Origin of the sequence: Streptomyces sp. NA02950 (genome assembly GCF_013364155.1) — a bacterium.
GTDB lineage: Bacteria > Actinomycetota > Actinomycetes > Streptomycetales > Streptomycetaceae > Streptomyces.
The window spans coordinates 4,957,183-4,978,534 of sequence record NZ_CP054916.1 but is presented as its reverse complement, the minus strand read 5'-3'; the positions used below and the strand labels follow the sequence as shown (position 1 = coordinate 4,978,534).

The window sequence follows — 21,352 nt, the reverse complement described above, 5'->3', positions numbered from 1 at the left end:
GCGGCCGTGGAGGGGACGACGAGCCGTGTGAAGGCGGGGCCTGAAGGTCACCAAAGGTCGTCGAAGGTCATGCCGACCTGAAACCGGAATCGGCGGGAGCGGGGCTGCGGGGGCCGGGAGGAGCGACGGCCGGGGGCCGGGAGCGACGCCAGGAGCGGCGGGACGGGGCCGGGAGCGACGCCAGGAGCGGCGGGACGGGGCCGGGAGCAGCAGAGCGGCACGAGCGCATAGCCGGACTGGCAGGCCGGGAGACAGGGATCCAGGTGGGGCCGCCACGGCTCAGGCCACCGAAGGGCAGCCGGAATCACCAGCGGAGCCTTCACGACGGCCACGCCACCGCGAAGCGGCGAGGACGCGCACACCGAAGCACGGCCGCGCGGCACAGCGGTGCCACGGCCCGGCCGACCCGACACCATGCCGGGGCGGCTGCGACAGACAGCCGGGTCCGGCGGCTACGGCACCAGGGAGTCGGGAGAGGTCGGCCAGCTCATCCGGATCACTCCACCGGTCTCGCTGGTCGTCACCTCGACATCGTCGACAAGCCCCTTGATCACGGCCAGGCCCATTTCGTCCTCGCCCTCGGCCTCGGACTCCTCGTCGCCACCGGGGGCGCCGGGTGCCAGAGCGGCCGAGGTCGGGGACTCATCGCCGATCTCGATGGAGAACTTCTTCTCCTCCTCGGTCAGCGCCACCCGTACCGGGGCGTCCACCCCATTGCTCAGGTGGAGCCCCACCGCACGGGTACATGCCTCACCGACCGCGAGCCGCACCTCGTCCAGCACGGCCTCATCCACCCCGGCCCGGCGCGCCACGGCCGCAGCGACCAGTCGGGCGGTCCTGACGTGCTCGGGTAGCGCGCTGAAGCGGAGTTCGACGGTGGCCATGCCATCCCCCTCGGGCGTATGGGCGTGCATGTCGGGGGGACCGGGCGGTGACGCCCGGGTCCCCCTTCGGTGTCTTCCTGCGACGACCGGGTCAGTCGGTCGCCGCGACAGCGTCCTCGACCGAGGTGTGAATAGGGAACACCTTGGTCAGGCCGGTGATTCGGAAGATCTTCAGAATGCGCTCCTGGTTGCACACCAGGCGCAGTGAGCCCTCATGGGCACGTACGCGCTTCAGCCCGCCGACGAGCACGCCGAGCCCGGTGGAGTCGAGAAAGTCGACGCCCTCCATGTCGACGACCAGGTGGTAGCTACCGTCGTTGACAAGCTCGACCAGCTGCTCGCGCAGCTTGGGCGCGGTGTATACATCAATCTCGCCACCGACCTCGACGACCGTGCGGTCGCCAACGGTCCGAGTCGACAGGGACAGGTCCACGGATCCTCCAGCACCTTGCATCGAGCGGTCGCCCCCCATGGATCGGCAGCCGCGATGGCATTCAATCACTTACCAGCAGGCGTGCACGACGCCTTGAGCCCATTGTCCGTCAGACCAGTGACACACTCGATGTCGATGGCCCACAACCAACTCCCGCGGCAGGCGAGCATACGCCCCTCACCTCGGGCTGTCCTCGGTCGGCTCGGCACAGGGGCAGGCCGAGGCGCGCGCATCACTCATACGGAGCACTTGCCCCCGCGTCTCGGGAGCCATGCCGACTGGCCCTCGCCGATCCGGCCGGAAGTGATCGAGGCCATCCGGGCCGCCGGAATCGACCGTCCGTGGGCTCACCAGGCGCGTACGGCCGAGCACGCGCTGCGCGGGGAATCGGTGGTGGTCGCCACCGGAACCGCCTCCGGCAAATCCCTGGCCTATCTCGCCCCCGTCCTCAGCACTCTGCTGGACGGCTCCGAGGAGCCGAGCGGGCGGGGCGCGACCGCCCTGTATCTCTCGCCCACCAAGGCGCTGGCCGCCGATCAGCGCCGTGCGGTGGCCGATCTCACCGCCCCGCTGGGGACCGCCGTCCGCGCCGCGGTCTACGACGGCGACACGCCGGTCGAGGAACGCGAATGGGTGCGCCAGTACGCGAACTACGTCCTCACCAACCCCGACATGCTGCACCGGGGCATCCTGCCGGGCCACCCCCGGTGGTCCTCCTTCCTGCGCGCGCTGCGCTACGTGGTCATCGACGAGTGCCACACCTACCGGGGTGTCTTCGGCTCCCATGTCGCCCAAGTGCTGCGCCGGCTCCGGCGTGTCTGTGCCCGCTACGGCTCCTCGCCCGTCTTCCTGCTCGCCTCGGCCACGGCCGCCGACCCCGCCGTGGCGGCGACCAGGCTGACCGGTCTGCCGGTCCTGGAGATCACCGAGGACTCCTCGCCCCGCGGCGAGGTCGTCTTCGCCCTCTGGGAGCCGCCTCTGACCGAGCTGCACGGCGAGCAGGGAGCCCCGGTCCGCCGCACGGCCACCGCCGAGACCGCGGATCTGCTCACCGATCTGGCCGTCCAGGGCGTCCGCACGGTCGCTTTCGTGCGCTCCCGGCGGGGCGCCGAGCTGATCGCGCTGATCGCCCAGGAGCGGCTGGGAGAGGTGGACCGCTCGCTGCCGGACCGGGTGGCCGCGTATCGGGGCGGCTATCTCCCCGAGGAACGCCGGGCCCTGGAGCGCGCCCTGCACTCCGGTGAACTCCTGGGGCTCGCCGCCACCACCGCCCTCGAGCTCGGCATGGACGTTGCGGGTCTGGACGCCGTTGTCCTGGCGGGCTACCCCGGCACCCGCGCGTCCCTGTGGCAGCAGGCGGGGCGGGCCGGACGCAGCGGACAAGGAGCCCTCGCGATCCTCGTGGCCCGGGACGATCCGCTGGACACCTATCTCGTCCACCACCCGGAGGCGCTGTTCCGCCGGCCGGTCGAGTCCACCGTGCTCGACCCGGACAACCCCTACGTCCTGGCACCGCATCTGTGCGCGGCCGCCGCCGAGCTGCCGCTCACTCCGGCTGATCTGGAGCTGTTCGGCCCCGCCACCGAGGAACTGGTGCCGCAGCTGGAGCAGCGCAAGCTGCTCCGCCGCCGGGCGACCGCCTGGCACTGGACCCGCCGTGAGCGCGCCGCGGACCTCACCGACATCCGCGGGGAGGGCGGCAGCCCGGTCCAGGTCGTGGAGGCGGCGACCGGGCGGCTGCTGGGCACCGTGGACGCCTCGGCCGCCCACAGCACGGTTCACGAGGGTGCAGTCCACCTCCACCAGGGCCGGAGCTATCTGGTGAAGCAGCTCGACCTCGACGAGTCGGTCGCCCTGGTGGAGGAGGCCAGCCCGCCGTACTCCACCACCGCCCGCGACACCACGGCCATCTCCATCCTGGAGACCACCACCGAGATCCCGTGGGGGGACGCCCGGCTGTGCTTCGGCTCGGTGGAGGTCACCAACCAGGTCGTCTCCTTCCTGCGCCGCAAGCTGATCACCGGTGAAGTACTCGGGGAGTCCAAGCTCGATCTCCCGCCGCGCACGCTGCGCACCCGCGCCGTGTGGTGGACGGTCACCGAGGACCAGCTCGAGGACGCACGGGTGCACCCCCAGGCGCTCGGCGGTGCCCTGCACGCCGCGGAGCACGCCTCCATCGGCATCCTGCCGCTCTTCGCGACCTGCGACCGCTGGGACATCGGCGGGGTCTCGGTGCCGCTCCACCCCGACACCCTGCTGCCGACGGTTTTCGTCTACGACGGACACCCCGGCGGGGCGGGCTTCGCCGAGCGCGCCTTCCACACGGCCGCCCGCTGGCTGACCGCCACCCGCGAGGCGATCGCCGCCTGTGAGTGCGAGGCGGGGTGCCCGTCCTGCATCCAGTCCCCCAAGTGCGGCAACGGCAATGACCCGCTCGACAAGAGGGCCGCGATCCGCCTGCTGACGACCCTGCTCACCGGAGCCCCTGAGCAGACCGCCGCCGGATGACGCGCTCCGCGCCCCGGTCCGCGACCGCATCGCGGGGATCGGGTCCGGCCGCCGCTCGGCGCCCTCGGTGACGGGCGCGGTCACGGGCCCGGCCCGTGCCCTGGCCCGGAGGGTGAACGGCCCGGTGCGCACCTCGGCCGTGAGATCGGCGATCTCACCGGTCAGGGCGCACCGCACCACTTGGGCTCCCTGGGCGGAGGCGACCCGCCGGGCGAGGCGGCACGCCGCGCCTGTCCCCTCCAGTCCGTGATCGGCGGCCGCGAGGGCGGCCAAGTCGGCGGCGGCGCCCGCACGGTGGCGGGCCACCATGGCCTGCCCGGCGGCCAGCACGGCCGCGAACACCGCGCATACGGCCGTGGCGGCCACCACGGCCCAGACCGTCGCCGACCCGCGGTCCTCCGTCCTCCTCACGGCAGCGCCCCGCGTGCCCCGGCCGCCCCCGGCGAGGTACCGACGGCGTCCTCGGCGAGGGCCACCGCCTCGCCGCGCAGGCCCACCGCGAGCGGGCCGGGACCGGCCGAGCGGGCCTCGACCCGCACCCGCACCAGATCGCCCTCCCGCCACCACTCGATCCGGGCTCCGTGCGGTGCGGCCGACCGGGCGGCGGCCACTGCGGCCGCCTTCGGCTCCGAGCGCGCCGCCGCCCTCGCCCCGGCCCGTGCCGCGTCAACGCACTGCAACTGGGCCGCCGCGGCCATCAGGCCCCAGATCAGCATCAGCGAGAACAGCGCCAGTACCGGCAGGGCGATGGCGGCCTCCGCGGTGACATAGCCGCCGTCCCGCCCCGTGCGGGGCGGCCCGGAGGTGCCCCGCACGCCGCTTCCGGTGCGCGGGCCCCTCCGACCGGCCGCCTTCGGCCGCGGCCCCTCAGAACCGCGCATCGAGCGCCTGCCCGATCACCGACTCGAGCGCACCGCTGACGCCTCCACTCGTCACCACCTTGTAGAGCACCGCGGCGAAGGCGCATGCAGCGATCGTCCCCATCGCGTACTCGGCGGTCGTCATACCCGCCTCGGCCCTGGCGAACATCGCCACATACCGCCGTGTCCACCACTGCTTCACCATGTCCGTCCCCCTTGTGATCGTTTCCGTGATTGTTGTTGTGACCGTCGTCTGCGGTCGTCGGGTCGTGCTTGTGATCGCCGTCGGCTCATCTCGCCCGTTGTTCGCCTCCCGGTGCTCCACGGCGAATCCGGGACCGTGCTCAACCGCGGCCCATCAGCCCGCCGGCCAGGCCGACCATCACCGGAGCCAGGCCGACCAGCAGATACGCGGGCAGGAAGCACACCGTGAGGGGAGCGGTGGCCCGCACAGCGGTGCGGTCGGCCCGTTTCACCGCCTCCCGGGTCTGTTGGGCGCGGCATTCGGCGGCCACCCGGGAGACCGGCTCCACCGCCGGTGCGCCGGTCGTCCCAGCGCGCTCCAAGGCGCGGGCCAGTCCTCGCGCTCCGGACAGAGCACCCATCCGCCCCCAGACATCGGCCGGTTCACCTCCCAGCCGGAGCTCCGCCGCGGTGCGGGCCAGCCGCTCACCGACGGGGCCGCCCAACGACGCGCCCACCGCCTCCGCCGCCCTGCGCGGCCCCGCGCCGGCCGCCAGGCAGGCGGTCAGCAGATCGGCCGCCAGGGGAATCTGCCGTGCCGCGGCGGCCTCGATGCGGCGGTCACGGCCGGATGGGCCACCGAGGGCCTGGCGGCGCCGCTGCCAGCGCCGGACGCCATAGGCGGCGGCGAACCCCAGCACCCACCCCGCCGGACCCTCGACCACGACCGGACCGGCCAGCAGCGCGCCGAGGGAGGCCGTCCGGGCCAGGGCCGCGCCTTCACCGGCCGCGGTGCGCCATCGCCGCCACGGGCGGGGCCGCTTCGGCGGTCCGCCCTCGACGCCCGGCAGCAGAGCCGCCAGCCGACGCCGGACGGCCCTCTCCCGGCGGAACTCGAGCGCGGCCATGACCGTGCACAGGACGGCCGCCGCGGCGGGCAGCACGATCCCCAGCCTGTGGGCAACGTCAGCGCTCATCGGCCACGGCCCCGGAGGAGACGAGCGCCGACCGCACCAGCCGACCGGTCCAGAACAGTCCGGCCCACTCCAGCAGCCCGCCCAGCACCAGACAGCCGAGACCGGCCGGAGTGTGCAGCAGTACATGCAAGGGGTCGGCACCCAGCGCGCTGCCCAGGACCAGTCCGACGAGGGGGAGCCCGGCCAGGGCCATCGCGGTGGCCCTGGGCCCCGCCAGCTTGGCGCGCAGATCGTCCCGCTGGTCGCGCTCGGCGCGGAGCGCCACGGCCACCCGGTCGAGCCCGGCCGCGAGCCCCGCGCCCTCGTCGACCGCCACCTGCCAGCAGGCGGCCACCCCGGTCAGCCCCTCGGCTCCCGGCGTCCGGGCCGCTCTGCGCAGCGCTTCGGGCACATCACCACCGAACCGGGCGGCGGCCGCCACCAGCCCCCACCGCTCCCCGAGGTCTTTCGCGGACACGGCGAGCAGTGCTTCGCCCGGCTGCCGCCCGGCGCGCAGCTCCCCCGCCACCGCCGAACACAGCTCGATGACCCCGGCGGCGCGCAGCTCGCGGACCCGCCCGCGCTCCCGGCGCCGCAGCCACCGGCCCACGACCGGCACGGCCACCACCGCGAGGAGCAGCGGCAGGACCGACGCGCCCAACAGGGCGACCACGACCCCGGCCGGGAGGCAGAACAGCTCACGGCCCATCCGCCCGCCGTACCGGACGCGCCATCGCTCCCGCACCCCGGCGGCCGCCTCCGTCAGCCTCCGTACCGGGTCCGGTGCGCCCGGTGCGGTGGATGCCGCCGATGCGACGGGGCCGCCGCCCGCGAACAGCAGCCTGGCGCGGCGCAGCTCCCGGTCCCGCTTGGCGACCAGCCACACGGCCGCTCCCGCGCATAGCACCGCGGCGCACAGCGCCATCGCTCCGCGATCCGCTCCCGCGCCCGTCATACGGCACCTCCGGCCCGTTCGCAGAGGCTCCGGAGCCGCTGCCAGCCCTCGGCCCGTTCGAAGCCGTGCGGGCCCCACAGGGCCGCGGGAACGGTGGTGACGTAGCCCGCCCGGTCCCGGTCGAGCACATGCAGCTCGGCGATCCTGCGCCGCCCGCCGCGGTCCCGCACCAGATGGACCACGACCGACAGGGCGGCGGCCAGCTGGCTGTGGAGGGCGGCGCGGTCGAGGCCCGCGGTCGAGCCGAGCGCCTCCAGCCGGGCCGGAACGTCCCCGGCGGTATTGGCGTGGACGGTGCCGCAACCGCCTTCGTGGCCCGTGTTCAGCGCGCCGAGGAGATCGGTCACCTCGGGGCCCCTCACCTCCCCGACCACCAGCCGGTCCGGACGCATCCGCAGGGCCTGGCGCACCAGATCCCGCAGGGTGACCTGGCCGCGGCCCTCCTGGTTGGCGGGGCGGGTCTCCAGCCGGACCACATGCGGATGGTCGGGCCTCAGCTCGGCCGAATCCTCGGCGAGAACGATCCGCTCATCCGGTGCGACCAGCCCCAGCAGGGTGGTGAGCAAAGTGGTCTTACCCGAGCCGGTACCGCCGCTGACCAGGAACGACAGCCGGGCGTCCAGCATCGCCCGCAGCAGATCCGCACCGCCAGGCGGCACCGTCCGGGCCGCCACCAGCTCATCGAGGGAGAACGCCCGCGGGCGCACCACCCGCAGTGACAGACAGGTGGAGCCGACGGCCACCGGCGGAAGCACGGCGTGCAGCCGCGTCCCGTCGGGCAGCCGGGCGTCCACCCATGGCCGGGCGTCGTCCAGCCGCCGCCCGGCCACCGCGGCGAGCCGCTGGGCGAGCCTGCGCACGGCGGCCGCGTCGGCGAAGGTCACGGCGGTGCGCTCCAGCCCCGAACCCCGGTCCACCCACACCTCGTCGGGGGCGGTGACCAGGACGTCCGTGACATCGGGCGCGGCGAGCAGCGGCTCCAGGGGGCCGGTGCCGACCAGTTCGGATCGCAGGGCCGCGACCACCCCGAGCACTTCGGTGTCGCCGAGCAGCCGTCCCTCCTCCCGGAGGGCCGCCGCCACCCGGGCGGGCGTGGGCTCGGCTCCGCTTTCGGCGAGCCGCAGCCGTACCGCGTCCAACAGCTCTGCCGGTGCGGCGCTCATACGGGCACACCCCCTTCACCGGCCAGGGCGCGCGCCCAGAACTCGGTGCAGAACCGGCTGAGCGGTCCGCGCGCACTGCTCCCCGGGGGCTCCCCGCTGTCCAGGGCGGCCGACAGGTCCGGCTCCGGCGGCAGTTGGCCGGCAAGCGGCAGCCCGAGCAAGCCCGCGATCTCCTCGTCGTCGAGCTCGGGTCCACACGGCCCCCGCACCACCGCGCGCAGATCGCGCAGCACCATCCCCACCGTGGACGCCACCCGGTGGGCGGCGGCCACGGCGCGCAGCTCCGCGGGGACGACCAGCAGCCCGAGATCGATCTGGGCCAGGGCCTCGGCCGTGGCGTCGTCGATCCTGCGGGGCAGGTCCACCACCACAACTCCGCCCCGCCGCCGGGCCGCGGCCAGCACGGCGCGCATCGCGGAGTCGGGAATGACAACCGCGTCCCCGCGGTCCCAGCTGAGCACCCGCAGGGAATGCAGCTCGGGCAGCGACTCCTCCAGCGCGCTTCCGGCGACCCGGCCCCTCGATTCGGCGAAGGCGGGCCATCGCAGCCCGTCCGCGGCCTCACCGCCGAGCAGCACATCGAGACCGCCGCCCAGCGGATCGCCGTCGATGAGCATGGTGCGCCGGCCGGCGCGCGCGGCGGTGACGGCCAGGGCGCAGGCGAGGGTGGAGGCACCCGCGCCACCGCGCCCGCCGATGACCCCGACGGTCAGGGCCTGCCGCCCCACTCCCTCGGCGACATCGGCGATCCGGTCCACCAGCCATGTCTCGGCATCGGGCAGAAACGCGACGTGGTCCGCGCCGAGATCGACGGCCCTCCGCCAGATGCCGTGGTCGTCGAGGTCGCGCCCGATGAGCAGAACCCCTTCCCGGCGGGCGCGGCCGCACAGCCGGGCGGCGGAGTCGTCGCCGACGAGGACCAGCGGCGCGCCCTCCCAACTGCCTCTGCGCGTGGGCGTCCCATGCGCCACTTCCGGCTCGGCTCCGGCCGCCGCGCACAACCGCAGCAGATCGTCGAGAAGTTCCTCGTCCTCGGTGACGATCAGCGGTCCGCTCCGCTGTTCTTCGGCCGCCGCCGGTCGTTCCGGTGTGATGGATGCAGCCATGATCCCCTCCCCATAAATCGTTACGCGCTCTCACTCCCGCTAACGGCGAGCGCGAACTACTCGGAGAATCACGATGCGGCGATCCAGAAAATCTTGGGGATCTTGGTCCAAAACTGTGGAGAACTCATCAGTTGTGAATATCCCAGTCACCTAAACCAGTGACTTCCGGAGAGCAGCCTAGCGATTACGTACGGTCACCGTTCAGGCTGGTGGGGAGGAAGAGCAGCCAGGACCCGCGGAAGGGGGCCACGATCCGGTGAGACCACCGAAAAAGCGTCCGGACATGCGACGACCCCCGCCGGGGGGGAGAGCGGGGGTCGTCCCCACGGCCGACTCGGGGGGGGGAGGAGTCGGGCCGGGTTAGCACGGTCGCGAACGATCCGTGACTTCCATGGTGTACCCGAGAGCCTTCTCAGGCAAACCCACGCGCCTCAGCTTACGCCGAATGGTGGGCCCTATGCTCAGCGTCGTGGAAAACCACTCCTTGCCTCGGACAGCCGCCTTCTTTGACCTGGACAAGACGGTCATTGCGAAGTCAAGCACACTCACCTTCAGCAAGTCCTTCTACCAGGGTGGCCTGATCAACCGCCGCGGCGTACTGCGCACCGCCTATGCGCAGTTCGTCTTCCTCGCCGGCGGCGCCGATCACGAGCAGATGGAGCGGATGCGCGAGTACCTCTCGGCGCTGTGCCGCGGATGGAATGTCCAGCAGGTGAAGGAGATCGTCGCGGAGACCCTGCACGATCTGATCGACCCCATCATCTACGACGAGGCCGCCTCGCTCATCGAGGCACATCACACCGCCGGACGCGATGTGGTGATCGTCAGCACCTCGGGGGCCGAAGTCGTGGAGCCGATCGGCGAGCTGCTCGGAGCGGATCGCGTGGTGGCCACCCGCATGGTCGTCGAGGACGGGGTGTTCACCGGCGAGGTGGAGTACTACGCCTACGGCCCCACCAAGGCGGAGGCGATCGCCGAGCTCGCCGAGTCCGAGGGATACGACCTCTCGCGCTGCTACGCCTACAGCGATTCGGCCACCGATCTGCCGATGCTGGAGTCGGTCGGCCACCCCCACGCGGTGAACCCGGACCGTGCCCTGCGCCGCGAGGCGGCCACCCGCGGCTGGCCGGTGCTCTCCTTCAACCGGCCGGTCCGCCTGAAGCAGCGACTCCCCTCGCTCTCCATGCCGCCGCGTCCGGTGCTGGCCGTGGCCGCCGCGGTGGGCGCGGCCGCCGCCACCGCGGGTCTGGTCTGGTACGCCAACCGACGCCGCGCGCTGTATGCCCGGATTTGAGGGCAATAGCAAAGATCTGCGGTGGGGGGTTCCACTTGGCCACTCGCAGGAGTAGAAAGGACTTGACGGCCCGCGAGACCAGGGGATCCGGGAGGAAACCCCCAGACGCACCAAGGCCCCACGGACCGAGCACGAATGTCGGGCACCCACGCGACGCCGACCCGTCGATTACGGGCCAGCCGCACCAGGTAACGGGCAAAGATCCCGGCCTGATGGGCGAATATCTGTGCACGCATGGTAACCCGACGGACGTGCCAGCGGCGGTACCCCCGTGGTGCCGCCGCAACTCTGTGTCCGGACCCAACTCCGGCCCGCCCCAGGCCCTTCGGACCGCGTCCGGGAATCAGGCCGCCCCGCGCTGCAAGGCCTCGCACACCGCCGTGCTCTCCCGCACCCCGAGCTCAACCGCCCGCCCGCAGTGCGCGATCCAGGCCGCCATCCCCTCCGGTGTCCCGGACACATAGCCCTCCAGCGCCGCCACATACCTCGCGGCCCCCTGCTCGGCGTGCCCCACCTCCGCGGGACAGATCGACTTCGGGTCCAGCCCGCTGCCGACCAGCACGATCCGCTCGGCCGCACGCGCCACCAGGCCGTTGCAGGAGACAAAGGGCCGCAGTGCGAGCAGTTCGCCGTGCACCACGGCCGCCGTCACCAGCGCGGGGGCCTCGGTCCCCGCGAGCAGCAGCCGCGCCAGTCCGTCGAGCCGCCCCGCCACCTCGTCCGCGCCCGGCGGCTCCGGACCGATCAGCGCCTCGTCCACCCGCTCGCCCGCCTGGCGGGGCCGCCCCACGGCGTCGTCCACCCCGGTCCCCCCGGCCGCGACCAGATGCAGCCGGGCCAGCACCCGCAGCGGCGACTGACGCCACACGCTCAGCAGCTGTCCCGCCTCGGCGGTCAGCCGCAGCGCAGCGCCCACCAGATGCGGTTCACCCGCGGCCCCGAAGTCGGTGCGGCGGCGCACCTCTTCCAGCGCCCAGTCGGCTCCTGCCAGCGCGGCGGAGCCACGCGCTCCGCGCAGTGCGGCCTCGGAGGTGACCTCATTGCTGCGGCGGCGCATCACACGATGGCCGTAGACCCGGTCCACAGCCGTACGTACGGCGTCCACGGACTCGGCCACACCGGGCAGGGCGGCCAGGGCGGCGAGCGGATCTGTCGTACTCATGAGTACGACCCTACGCACCCGCTCCCGGGCGCCCCTCGTTGGAGTGGTCTTCTTCACGTAAATCCCTCATCGAGAAGGATCACTCACCTACGCTAGGTGAACATGAAGATCGCTTTCGTAGGCAAGGGTGGCAGCGGGAAGACAACGCTGTCGTCGCTGTTCATCCGCCATCTCGCCGCCACCCGCGCCCCCGTCGTCGCCGTTGACGCCGACATCAACCAGCACCTGGGGACGGCGCTCGGCCTCGACGAGACGGAGGCCGCCGCGCTGCCCGCCATGGGCGCCCATCTTCCGCTGATCAAGGACTACTTGCGCGGTGAGAACCCCCGGATCGCATCCGCCGACACCATGATCAAGACGACACCGCCGGGTGAGGGATCACGGCTGCTGCGGATCGGTGAGGACAACCCCGTCTACGAGGCATGTGCCCGGACCGTCCGGCTCGGCGACGGCGAGGTGCGGCTGATGGCGACCGGCCCCTTCACCGAGTCCGACCTCGGTGTCGCCTGCTACCACTCCAAGGTGGGCGCGGTCGAGCTGTGTCTCAACCATCTCGTCGACGGACGGGGGGAGTTCGTCGTCGTCGACATGACGGCGGGCAGCGACTCGTTCGCCTCCGGGCTCTTCACCCGCTTCGACATGACATTCCTGGTCGCCGAGCCCACCCGTAAGGGGATCGCCGTCTACCGCCAGTACAAGGAGTACGCCCGCGACTTCGACGTGGCGCTGCGCGTGGTGGGCAACAAGGTCCAAGGCCCCGACGACCTCGACTTCCTGCGCGCGGAGGTGGGCGATGACCTGCTGGTCACCCTCGGCCACTCCGACTGGGTCCGGGCGATGGAGAAGGGCCGCCCGCCCCGGTTCGAGGAGCTGGAGGAGCCGAACCGCGAGGCTCTGCGGGCCCTGCACACGGCGGTGGACGCCTCCTACGAGCGACGCGACTGGCAGCGCTACACCCGCCAGATGGTCCACTTCCACCTGAAGAACGCGCAGAGTTGGGGCAACGCGAAGACGGGGGCCGACCTGGCCGCCCAGGTGGACCCCGCCTTCGCGCTGGATGAGTTCGCGAGGGGCGCGGCGGCGACTAGTCCCGCTCCCGCCTAGCCGATTCGTCCTCTTCTGACGTCCGGTCTCCGCCGTCGCCCGAGTCCTGGTCGCTACGGGAACCCCCGTAGCGCTCGGACTCCCGGTAGCCTTCCGGCTCTTCGTTCCGGCCGGACTCCCGGTAGCGCTCGGGTTCCTCATCGCGCCCGGACATCCGCTCCCGGTCGGGGACAATGCTCCGCTCGGAGTCGTCCTCCCGGCCGGACCGCTCCCGGTCCGCGTCGAGCTCGCGTCCGGAGCCGTACTCCCGCTCCGCGTCCTCCCGTTCGCGCCCGTAGCCGTTCTCCCGGCCGGGATGGTCCTCCTTGCGAGGGCCGTTTTCCCGACGCGAGCCGTCCTCCCGACGCGAGCCGTCCTCCCGCCCGGGCTCGTCCTGCCGCCTGGGCTCGTCCTCCTGGTCGTGACCGCCCTTCCGTCCGTGATTGCCCTTCTGCCCGTGATCGCCGTCCCGTCCGTGATCGCCGTCCCGCTCCCGTTCGGCCGGGGCGGCGGAGCGCGGGAAGGTCGGCTCGGCGGCGAGGTAGCGCTTCCAGCCGCCCTCCGGTCGCTGTCCGACGTCCACCGACCGCAGTTTCTCGAGGACAAGGGGGTTCTGCGCGTCCAGCCAGTCGGCCAGTTGTTTGAACGACACGCAGTAGACGCCCTTGCGCGGGCAGACCTCCTTGATGACCTCCTCGACGGCGCGCATATAGGTTCCGCCGTTCCAGGACTCGAAGTGGTTGCCGACGAAGAGCGGTGCGCGGTTGCCCTCGTACGCCCGGTCGAAGGCGGCGAGCAGGCCGTCGCGCATCTGGCGGCCCCATGCGGCGCGCTTCGACTTCTTCCCGTTGGTCGATGAACCCGACTGATTGGCCAGGAAGTTGTAGTCCATCGAGAGGGTCTCGAACGAGCGGCCCGGCACCGGGATCTGCTGGAGCGGGAAGTCCCAGATGCCGTCGATCTTGCGAGGCCATACCTGGAGACCGCCGACGGAGCTCGCGTCGTAGCGCCAGCCCATCTTCTTCGCCGCTCGCAGGAGGTTCTTCTGCCCCTCCAGGCACGGGGCACGGCCGCCGACGAGCTCCTTGCCGTAGTCGAAGGGCAGCGGTTCCTCGTCCTCAAGGCCGGTGTTGGTCTTCCAGTTCTTCACGAACGACTCGGCCTGCCGAATCTCGCTCATCCACTCGCTCGGCGTCCAGCTGCCGACGCCGTCGCCGGAACCGCAGAAGTGGCCGTTGAAGTGGGTGCCGATCTCATTGCCGTCGAGCCAGGCGCCTCGGAGCTGTTCCACGGTGTCCCGGACGCCCTTGACGTCGTTGAAGCCGATGGCCGAGGTGCCGCGCGGATGCCTCGGCGGATCGTAGAGGTCCCGCCTTTCGGTGGGCAGCATGTAGACGCCGCTGAGGAAGTACGTCATCGTCGCGCCGTACTGCTTGCCGACCTCGCGGAAGTGGGAGAACAGCTTCTGCTCGTCCTGGCCGGCGCCGTCCCACGAGAACACGACGAACTGCGGTGGCTTCTTGCCGGGTTCGAGCGTGTCGGTCCTGAACTGATGGGGCTGCGGGCCGGTGTAGGCGGTCGAGCCGTCGCCGAGCAGCCGGAACGCCTTCCCGGCGTGGTTCGGGTTCTTCGGTACGGCGGGACCCTTCTGCGGACGTTCCCTGTCGTGCGAACCTCCGCTGCCGGCGGCGTTGTGCCCGTCACCGGAGTCTCGCGAGCAGTTGGCCAGCGCCGCCAGCGCCGCCATGACGGCGAGCCATGCAGTGACGTTTCTCCTGACCCTCATACCGCCACCTCGTCCCTCTTGTCTCCCTTGCCTCGGGAGCTCCGGCCGGATGGGAGCCAACCTCGCACGGACCGAGGAGAAGACAGAGCATGACAAGGCATTTCAAATGACTATTCACCTGATAGATGGAATATCATCACAGTTCGCCTCGAAATACCTCCCGCGGACTTTACTCAGAATTACCATTCATTTACCAACGCTTGGGAGTCGGCGGCGGGGCAGGCCGCCTGCCGCGACCGCGTTGTATCCGCGACCGCGAAGCCCTGGAGAGGACGGGAATGGTGAAAGTCTTGAACCGGTTCGAGGGGGCTCGACGCCGCACGGCTCTCTCCGCCTCGATCGCTGTCTTCCTGATCGCCGCCCCTCTCTCCCTGGGTATCGCACTGGTCGCCGGAGCCCCGCTCGAGGCCGGGCTGATGGCCGCCGCCGTCGCCGGGGGCGTCGCCGTGCTGCTCTCCGAGGTGCCACTGCGCCGGGTACGCGGCGGCGGGGCCACCGTCCACGACGCGACCGCCCACGACGCGACCGCCTGTGACGGATGGGCCAGCCATGATGGACAGATCGGCCGGAATGACCGGACCAGCCGGGATGGCCGGGTGGGGCGGCCGACCGCGGAGCCGTCCGGCGCCCAGGGCTGCCGACCATGGACGCCGTGGCGCCACCACCGGTGCACCCACACCGGCTCGACGGAGGGGCCTGGCGGCAGACACAGCGGCGGCCAACTGCTCGGCGGGGTGAGCGCGTTTCAGCGCAACACCGCACCGCTGGTGCGCGAGGAGCTGGCCCGGTTGGCGCGAGAGGGGCAGCGGCCCGGGCAGCTCTTCCTCACCTGCGCGGACTCGCGCCTGGTGACCAGCATGATCACTTCCAGTGGACCCGGCGATCTGTTCACCGTGCGCAATGTGGGCAATCTGGTGCCGCCACCGGGCACCGATGATTCCTGCGACTCGGTGGGCGCGGCGATCGAGTACGCGGTGGAGGTACTGAAGGTCGGCAGCATCACGGTGTGCGGTCACTCCGGATGCGGGGCGATGCAGGCCCTGCTCGGCTCGTCGGTCCCGGACCGGCCGTCGCCGGTGCCGGACGCGCCGGAGGCCACGGACCCGCCCGAAGTCACCGGCCCTCCCGGAGCCACTGCCCCACCCGAGGCCGCCGAACCGCCCGGAGCGGCCGACGTGCCTCAGCACAGTGGTCCACCCCAGCCCACCAATGCGCCCCAGCCGACTGGCCCACCCGAAGGCGCAGCCCTGCCCGAAGGCGCAGCCCTGCCCGAAGGCGCAGCCCTGCCCGACAGCTCGGCCTCGACCGAACGCTCAGCCCCGCCCCGGGCCGGGGCCCAGGTCGAGGGTGCCGATGGGCAGACTCCGCTGGTGCGCTGGCTGCGGCATGGCCGTCCCGGGCTGGCCCGGTTGGAGCGGATCGGGCGGCTGGGCCGCGGCGAAGTCGCTCTGTCCGATCGGCCGGTGGCCGACGATGTGGAGCGGCTGGCGCTGATCAATGTGGTGCAGCAGCTCGACCATCTCCGGGCGCATCCCTGTGTCGCCCGGCGGGCGGCCGAGGGCGAGCTGACCCTGCACGGGATGTACTTCCATGTGGCAGAGGCCCAGGCGTATGTCCTGGACGCCGGTTCGGGCCGGTTCCTGGCCGTCCGGCCGGGCGACGGTGCGCCGATGCCCACCACCTGTGTGCGTGCGAACACGGACGGGCCCCACATCGATGCCGTCCCGGAGACCCTGGGAGTGGGGTGATCAACAACGCGCACTATAGGTCTAAACCAATTTTCGTCAACAGCCCTTGTCAGGGTGTGCCGCGGGCTGATGAGCTATGGCCTGGGACACAACGGACACCCTGGGAATGGGAGATGTCGTGAGCAACGAAAGCCTGGCCAACCTTCTTCGGGAGGAGCGTCGCTTCGCGCCGCCCGCCGAGCTGGCCGCCGGCGCCAATGTCACTGCTGAGGCGTATGAGCGGGCAAAGGCGGACCGCCTGGGCTTCTGGGCCGAGCAGGCCCGTCGGCTGACCTGGGCGACCGAGCCGAACGAGACACTCGACTGGTCCAATCCGCCGTTCGCGAAGTGGTTCGCCGACGGCAAGATCAATGTCGCGTACAACTGCGTCGACCGTCATGTCGAGAACGGTCTGGGCGACCGCGTCGCGCTCCACTTCGAGGGGGAGCCCGGCGACACCCGCTCCCTGACCTACGCCGACCTGCAGCGCGAGGTCTCCCAAGCGGCGCACGCCCTCACCGAGTTGGGGGTCCAGGCGGGCGACCGGGTCGCCATCTACATGCCGATGATTCCGGAGACCGTGGTCGCGATGCTGGCGTGCGCCCGTATCGGCGCCCCGCACTCCGTGGTCTTCGGCGGCTTCTCGGCCGACGCTCTCGCCACCCGCATCCAGGACGCCGACGCCCGCGTCATCATCACCGCCGACGGCGGCTACCGCCGCGGCAAACCGTCCGCGCTCAAGCCCGCCGTCGACGAGGCCCTGACCCGCCCCGGCACGGAAAACGTGCGCAGCGTGCTGGTGGTCCGGCGCACCGGCCAGGAGGACGTGGCCTGGAGCGAGGGCCGCGATGTGTGGTGGCACGAGATCGTCGACCGCCAGCCGGAGCAGCACACGCCCGAGGCGTTCGACGCCGAGCACCCGCTGTTCATCCTCTACACCTCGGGCACGACCGGTAAGCCGAAGGGCATCCTGCACACCACCGGCGGCTATCTCACCCAGGTCTCCTACACCCACCACGCCGTCTTCGACCTCAAGCCGGAGTCGGACGTCTTCTGGTGCACCGCGGACGTCGGCTGGGTCACCGGTCACTCGTACATCGTCTACGGCCCGCTCTCGAACGGCGCCACGGAGGTGCTCTACGAGGGCACCCCGGACACTCCGCACCAGGGCCGCTGGTGGGAGATCGTCCAGAAGTACGGGGTCACCATCCTGTACACCGCCCCGACCGCGATCCGCGCCTGCATGAAGTGGGGTGACGACATCCCGGCCAAGTTCGATCTGTCGTCGCTGCGGATCCTCGGGTCGGTCGGCGAGCCGATCAACCCCGAGGCATGGATCTGGTACCGCAAGAACATCGGCGCGGACCGGACGCCCGTGGTCGACACCTGGTGGCAGACCGAGACCGGCGGCATCATGATCACGCCGCTGCCGGGCGTCACCGCCACCAAGCCCGGCTCGGCGCAGGTCCCGCTCCCGGGCATCGCCGCCACCGTCGTCGACGACGAGGCGAACGAGGTGCCCAAAGGCGCCGGCGGCTATCTGGTGCTCACCGAGCCGTGGCCGTCCATGCTCCGTACGATCTGGGGCGACGACCAGCGCTACCTGGACACCTACTGGTCCCGCTTCGAGAGCCGCTACTTCGCGGGCGACGGCGCCAAGAGGGACGACGACGGCGACATCTGGCTGCTCGGCCGGGTCGACGACGTGATGCTGGTGTCCGGCCACAACATCTCCACCACCGAGGTCGAGTCGGCGCTCGTCTCGCACCCCAAGGTGGCCGAGGCCGCGGTGGTCGGGGCGACCGACCCGCAGACCACCCAGGCCATCTGCGCCTTTGTCATCCTGCGCGGTGGCGCGGCCGAGGAGGAGGGCCTGGTCGAGGAGTTGCGGGCGCATGTCGCCAAGCAGCTCGGCCCGATCGCCAAGCCCAAGCGGATCCTGCCGGTGGCCGAGCTGCCCAAGACCCGCTCCGGCAAGATCATGCGCCGTCTGCTGCGCGATGTCGCCGAGAACCGCGCCCTGGGCGATGTCACCACTCTCACCGACTCCTCCGTCATGGAGCTGATCCAGAGCAAGCTGCCGTCCGCGCCCAGCGAGGACTGAACGCCCGCAACACCCGAGGCCACGGTTGAGGGGCGCCCCCGCCCGGCGGGGGCGCCCCTCACATATCCGGGTTAGAGTTGAGATCAGTCGCGTCAGGAACGCGACAAGATGATGAGGCGCGCCGGGAAGTCTGGTCGGCACACAGGACCTGTGTATCCGTTCCCCCGACCCCAGGAGGCCCCCACGTGGCCGCGCCGTCCCGCCGCACCTTCCTTGGACGCCCGTCGCTGCCCGAGCGGACGTTCGTCACTGACGCGCTGCGCACCGAGACCGTCGGCGGCGTCATTCTGCTCGTCGCCGCGATCGCCGCGCTGATCCTCGCGAACACCCCGCTCAGCGGCTTCTACAGTGACGTCAGGGACTTCTCCTTCGGCCCCGAGGCGCTGCATCTGCATCTGTCGGTCGCCTCCTGGGCCACCGACGGCCTGCTGACCGTCTTCTTCTTCGTGGCCGGGATCGAGCTCAAGCGCGAGCTGGTCGCCGGAGAGCTGCGCGACCCCAAGGCCGCGGCGCTGCCCGTGATCGCCGCCGTCTGCGGTATGGCTGTACCCGCGCTCGTCTATGTCGCCGTCTGCGCGACCGGAGGCGGCAGTTCCCAGGGCTGGGCGGTGCCGACCGCCACCGACATCGCCTTCGCGCTGGCCGTTCTCGCCGTCATCGGCACCGCGCTGCCCGCCGCCCTGCGGGCGTTCCTGCTCACCCTCGCGGTCGTCGACGACCTCGGCGCCATCCTGATCATCGCGATCTTCTTCACCAGGGAGATCCACCTCCTCCCCCTCGTGCTGTCCTTCGCCGGACTCGCGGTCTTCTGGCTGCTGCACCGCAAGGGCGTGCGCGGCAGCTACCTCTACGTACCGCTCGCCGTGGTGATCTGGGCCCTGATGCATGCCAGCGGGGTGCACGCCACCGTGGCGGGCGTCGCGATGGGCCTGATGCTGCGCTGCACCGTGCGCGAGGGCGAGGAGCACTCCCCGGCCGAGCGCGTCGAGCACCGGGTGCGCCCGTTGTCGGCCGGACTGGCCGTGCCGCTGTTCGCCCTCTTCGCCGCCGGTGTGCCCCTGTCCAGCAACGCGGTCACGGACGTCTTCACCCGCCCCGAGACGCTCGGCGTCGTCCTCGGGCTGCTCGTGGGCAAGACCGTCGGTGTCCTCGGCGGTTCCTGGCTGGCCGCCCGCTTCACCAAGGCCGAGCTCAACGAGGACCTGGCCTGGGCGGATGTGCTCGCGGTCGCCGCGCTCGCCGGAATCGGCTTCACCGTATCCCTCCTCATCGGCGAACTCGCCTTCTCCGACGACCCGGTGCTCACCGAGGAGATCAAGGCGGCGGTGCTCATCGGCTCGCTGTGCGCCGCGCTGGTCGCGGGCATCCTCCTCAAGCTGCGCAACAACAAGTACTGGCGGCTGTGTCAGGAGGAGGACCGGGACGACGACATGGACGGCATCCCCGACGTCTATGCACTCGACAGCCCGGAATACCACCTTCGGATGGCCGCGATCCACGAGGCGAAGGCCGCCGAGCACCGGCGGCTTGCCGAAGTGGCTGCCGCTGGGGACTCCGACGACGATGGTCCGGCATGATCTGAGAGGCTTGTCACCCGCGGAACCGCGCAGCAGAGGCAGCAGGCGCGCACAACGCGGCACACGCAGGAGCGGAAGACGCACAAGAGCAGAGGGAGATGGCGATGAGCGCAGCCGATGACAGCGGCAACCGCGGACTCGGCCAGGACGACGACGGCAACCGCAGCCTCGGCCGGCTGGTGGCCACGGCGACCACCGAACTGTCCGCGCTGGTGCACGACGAAATCGCGCTGGCCAAGGCCGAGCTCCGGGTGGGTGCCAAGCGCGCCGCGGTCGGCAGCAGTGCCGGTATGGCGGCCGGGGTGCTGCTGCTGTTCTCGCTGCCGGTGCTCAGCTTCGCCCTCGCCTACGGTATGCGCTCCTGGACCGGTCTCGGCCTCGCCTGGTGCTTCCTGATCGTGGGTGGTATCTACTGGCTGATCGCCGGAATCCTGGGCCTGCTGGCGATGGTGAAGTTCAAGAAGGTCAAGCCGCCCAAGCGGTCCATCGCCTCGTCCAAGGAGACGGCCGCGGTCCTGGGGAGCGTCAAGCCGCATCCTCGTGCGTCGAGCAACGGCGGACGCTCCGCCCGGGATGTGACACGCTCGTCGGCATGACCGTCCCTGATACCTACGCATCGGTCGTACGGCTCGACGGCCCCTGGACCCACCGGGACGTCGCGGCCAACGGCGCGCGCTTCCACATCGCCGAGCTCGGCGACGGCCCGCTGGTGATGCTGCTCCACGGCTTTCCGCAGTTCTGGTGGACCTGGCGGCACCAGCTGACGGCGCTCGCCGACGCCGGCTACCGCGCGGTCGCGATGGATCTGCGCGGAGTGGGCGGCAGCGACCGTACGCCCCGTGGCTACGACCCGGCCAACCTCGCGCTCGACATCACCGGGGTGGTGCGCTCCCTCGGTGAGCCGGACGCCGCGCTCGTCGGCCATGACCTGGGCGGATATCTGGCGTGGACGGCCGCGGTGATGCGGCCGAAGCTGGTCCGGCGGCTGGCGGTGGCCTCGATGCCGCATCCGCGCCGCTGGCGTTCGGCCATGCTCGCCGATGTCCGGCAGAGCGCCGCCGGCTCCCACATCTGGGGCTTCCAGCGGCCCTGGCTGCCCGAGCGTCGGCTTGCCGCGGACGACGCGGCGGCCGTGGGGCGGCTGATCCGGGACTGGTCCGGCCCCCGGCTGCCCGAGGACGAGGCGGTGGAGATCTACCGGCGGGCGATGTCCATCCCGTCCACCGCGCACTGCTCGATCGAGCCGTACCGCTGGATGGTGCGCTCGCTGGCGCGGCCGGACGGTATCCAGTTCAACCGGCGGATGAAGCGCCCGGTGCGCGTGCCGACGCTGCATCTGCACGGATCACTCGACCCGGTGATGCGCACCCGCAGCGCGGCGGGCTCCGGCGAGTACGTGGAGGCGCCCTACCGCTGGCGGCTCTTCGACGGGCTCGGTCACTTCCCCCATGAGGAGGACCCGACGGCCTTCTCCACCGAGCTGATCAACTGGCTGAAGGACCCGGAACCGGACCGCTGAGCTTTCCCTTGAGCATCGCCGTGGTGGTCCAACGACCCCCGCTGAGCACCGC

At 71.6% G+C, this 21,352-nt stretch carries 16 protein-coding genes and 3 pseudogenes; 8 read left to right on the top strand and 11 right to left on the bottom strand.

The features are described from left to right. Positions 1-452: 452 nt before the first annotated feature. Together HUT19_RS21865 and bldG are read right to left on the bottom strand one after the other, a co-directional pair. On the bottom strand, positions 453-884 hold the full coding sequence (locus HUT19_RS21865; protein WP_176182091.1) for an ATP-binding protein: 432 nt from the start codon (positions 882-884) through the stop codon (positions 453-455). A 91-nt stretch (positions 885-975) separates the two neighbouring features. Further along, positions 976-1,317, bottom strand: a complete 342-nt coding sequence (bldG, locus tag HUT19_RS21860) for an anti-sigma factor antagonist BldG (protein WP_009716787.1) — start codon at positions 1,315-1,317, stop codon at positions 976-978. A gap of 54 nt (positions 1,318-1,371) precedes the next feature. Here bldG and HUT19_RS21855 point away from each other — a divergent pair, with 54 nt between their 5' ends. Continuing rightward, on the top strand, positions 1,372-3,825 hold the full coding sequence (locus HUT19_RS21855; protein ID WP_176182090.1) for a DEAD/DEAH box helicase: 2,454 nt from the start codon (positions 1,372-1,374) through the stop codon (positions 3,823-3,825). An 84-nt stretch (positions 3,826-3,909) separates the two neighbouring features. Here the strand turns inward: HUT19_RS21855 and HUT19_RS21850 are convergent. The 7 genes and pseudogenes from HUT19_RS21850 to ssd form a co-directional block, all read right to left on the bottom strand. After that, positions 3,910-4,236, bottom strand: a pseudogene (locus HUT19_RS21850) (Rv3654c family TadE-like protein); the annotation flags it as partial. After that, positions 4,233-4,640, bottom strand: a complete 408-nt coding sequence (locus HUT19_RS21845; RefSeq protein WP_176182089.1) for a TadE family type IV pilus minor pilin — start codon at positions 4,638-4,640, stop codon at positions 4,233-4,235. The pseudogene HUT19_RS21850 and the gene HUT19_RS21845, both read right to left, overlap by 4 nt. 52 nt (positions 4,641-4,692) lie before the next feature. Then, on the bottom strand, positions 4,693-4,890 hold the full coding sequence (locus HUT19_RS21840; protein ID WP_176182088.1) for a DUF4244 domain-containing protein: 198 nt from the start codon (positions 4,888-4,890) through the stop codon (positions 4,693-4,695). A 139-nt stretch (positions 4,891-5,029) separates the two neighbouring features. Beyond that, on the bottom strand, positions 5,030-5,845 hold the full coding sequence (locus tag HUT19_RS21835) for a type II secretion system F family protein (RefSeq protein ID WP_176182087.1): 816 nt from the start codon (positions 5,843-5,845) through the stop codon (positions 5,030-5,032). Then, positions 5,835-6,779 carry a type II secretion system F family protein gene (locus HUT19_RS21830; RefSeq protein ID WP_176182086.1) on the bottom strand — a complete coding sequence of 315 codons (945 nt, stop codon included), beginning with the start codon at positions 6,777-6,779 and terminating at the stop codon, positions 5,835-5,837. The genes HUT19_RS21835 and HUT19_RS21830 overlap by 11 nt, the downstream gene beginning before the upstream one ends. Continuing rightward, a complete protein-coding gene (locus tag HUT19_RS21825) occupies positions 6,776-7,942 on the bottom strand; it encodes a TadA family conjugal transfer-associated ATPase (protein ID WP_176182085.1) in 1,167 nt (388 codons plus the stop codon). The genes HUT19_RS21830 and HUT19_RS21825 overlap by 4 nt, the downstream gene beginning before the upstream one ends. After that, positions 7,939-9,048 carry a septum site-determining protein Ssd gene (ssd, locus tag HUT19_RS21820; RefSeq protein ID WP_176182084.1) on the bottom strand — a complete coding sequence of 370 codons (1,110 nt, stop codon included), beginning with the start codon at positions 9,046-9,048 and terminating at the stop codon, positions 7,939-7,941. The genes HUT19_RS21825 and ssd overlap by 4 nt, the downstream gene beginning before the upstream one ends. A 457-nt stretch (positions 9,049-9,505) precedes the next feature. Here ssd and HUT19_RS21815 point away from each other — a divergent pair, with 457 nt between their 5' ends. Continuing rightward, positions 9,506-10,342 (top strand): HAD family phosphatase, encoded by an 837-nt coding sequence (locus HUT19_RS21815; protein ID WP_176182083.1) that lies wholly within the window; start codon positions 9,506-9,508, stop codon positions 10,340-10,342. Between the two features lie 343 nt (positions 10,343-10,685). On the opposite strand, the gene HUT19_RS21810 is transcribed toward HUT19_RS21815, so the two are convergent. Beyond that, positions 10,686-11,504 carry an oxidoreductase gene (locus HUT19_RS21810; protein WP_176182082.1) on the bottom strand — a complete coding sequence of 273 codons (819 nt, stop codon included), beginning with the start codon at positions 11,502-11,504 and terminating at the stop codon, positions 10,686-10,688. Positions 11,505-11,606: 102 nt separating this feature from the next. On the opposite strand from HUT19_RS21810, the gene HUT19_RS21805 reads away from it, so the two are divergent. Then, positions 11,607-12,608: an ATP-binding protein gene (locus HUT19_RS21805; RefSeq protein WP_176182081.1), complete on the top strand. Its 1,002-nt coding sequence runs from the start codon at positions 11,607-11,609 to the stop codon at positions 12,606-12,608. A gap of 505 nt (positions 12,609-13,113) precedes the next feature. Here HUT19_RS21805 and HUT19_RS21800 read toward each other — a convergent pair. Then, positions 13,114-14,373 (bottom strand): annotated as a pseudogene (locus tag HUT19_RS21800) (hypothetical protein); the annotation flags it as partial. A gap of 590 nt (positions 14,374-14,963) precedes the next feature. Between HUT19_RS21800 and HUT19_RS21795 the strand changes: the two are divergent. From HUT19_RS21795 to HUT19_RS21775, 5 genes and pseudogenes are all read left to right on the top strand, one after another. Next, positions 14,964-16,121 (top strand): annotated as a pseudogene (locus HUT19_RS21795) (carbonic anhydrase); the annotation flags it as partial. A 118-nt stretch (positions 16,122-16,239) separates the two neighbouring features. Next, positions 16,240-18,204, top strand: a complete 1,965-nt coding sequence (gene acs, locus HUT19_RS21790) for an acetate--CoA ligase (RefSeq protein ID WP_176182080.1) — start codon at positions 16,240-16,242, stop codon at positions 18,202-18,204. 185 nt (positions 18,205-18,389) lie between these two features. After that, entirely contained in the window at positions 18,390-19,781 is a 1,392-nt protein-coding gene (gene nhaA / locus HUT19_RS21785) for a Na+/H+ antiporter NhaA (protein WP_176182079.1), read from the top strand. 104 nt (positions 19,782-19,885) lie between these two features. Next, entirely contained in the window at positions 19,886-20,377 is a 492-nt protein-coding gene (locus tag HUT19_RS21780) for a phage holin family protein (protein WP_176182078.1), read from the top strand. Continuing rightward, positions 20,374-21,300, top strand: coding sequence for an alpha/beta fold hydrolase (locus HUT19_RS21775; protein WP_176182077.1), 927 nt, complete (start codon positions 20,374-20,376; stop codon positions 21,298-21,300). The genes HUT19_RS21780 and HUT19_RS21775 overlap by 4 nt, the downstream gene beginning before the upstream one ends. Positions 21,301-21,352 lie beyond the last annotated feature (52 nt).

Excerpts from the sequence above, each read along its gene's own strand:
- HUT19_RS21865 (WP_176182091.1), bottom strand. The coding sequence starts at position 884 with ATGGCCACCGTCGAACTCCGCTTCAGCGCGCTACCCGAGCACGTCAGG.
- HUT19_RS21855 (WP_176182090.1), top strand. The coding sequence starts at position 1,372 with ATGGCATTCAATCACTTACCAGCAGGCGTGCACGACGCCTTGAGCCCA.
- HUT19_RS21840 (WP_176182088.1), bottom strand. The coding sequence starts at position 4,890 with ATGGTGAAGCAGTGGTGGACACGGCGGTATGTGGCGATGTTCGCCAGG.
- HUT19_RS21835 (WP_176182087.1), bottom strand. The coding sequence starts at position 5,845 with ATGAGCGCTGACGTTGCCCACAGGCTGGGGATCGTGCTGCCCGCCGCG.
- HUT19_RS21830 (WP_176182086.1), bottom strand. The coding sequence starts at position 6,779 with ATGACGGGCGCGGGAGCGGATCGCGGAGCGATGGCGCTGTGCGCCGCG.
- HUT19_RS21825 (WP_176182085.1), bottom strand. The coding sequence starts at position 7,942 with ATGAGCGCCGCACCGGCAGAGCTGTTGGACGCGGTACGGCTGCGGCTC.
- ssd (WP_176182084.1), bottom strand. The coding sequence starts at position 9,048 with ATGGCTGCATCCATCACACCGGAACGACCGGCGGCGGCCGAAGAACAG.
- HUT19_RS21815 (WP_176182083.1), top strand. The coding sequence starts at position 9,506 with ATGCTCAGCGTCGTGGAAAACCACTCCTTGCCTCGGACAGCCGCCTTC.
- HUT19_RS21810 (WP_176182082.1), bottom strand. The coding sequence starts at position 11,504 with ATGAGTACGACAGATCCGCTCGCCGCCCTGGCCGCCCTGCCCGGTGTG.
- HUT19_RS21805 (WP_176182081.1), top strand. The coding sequence starts at position 11,607 with ATGAAGATCGCTTTCGTAGGCAAGGGTGGCAGCGGGAAGACAACGCTG.
- HUT19_RS21780 (WP_176182078.1), top strand. The coding sequence starts at position 19,886 with ATGAGCGCAGCCGATGACAGCGGCAACCGCGGACTCGGCCAGGACGAC.
- HUT19_RS21775 (WP_176182077.1), top strand. The coding sequence starts at position 20,374 with ATGACCGTCCCTGATACCTACGCATCGGTCGTACGGCTCGACGGCCCC.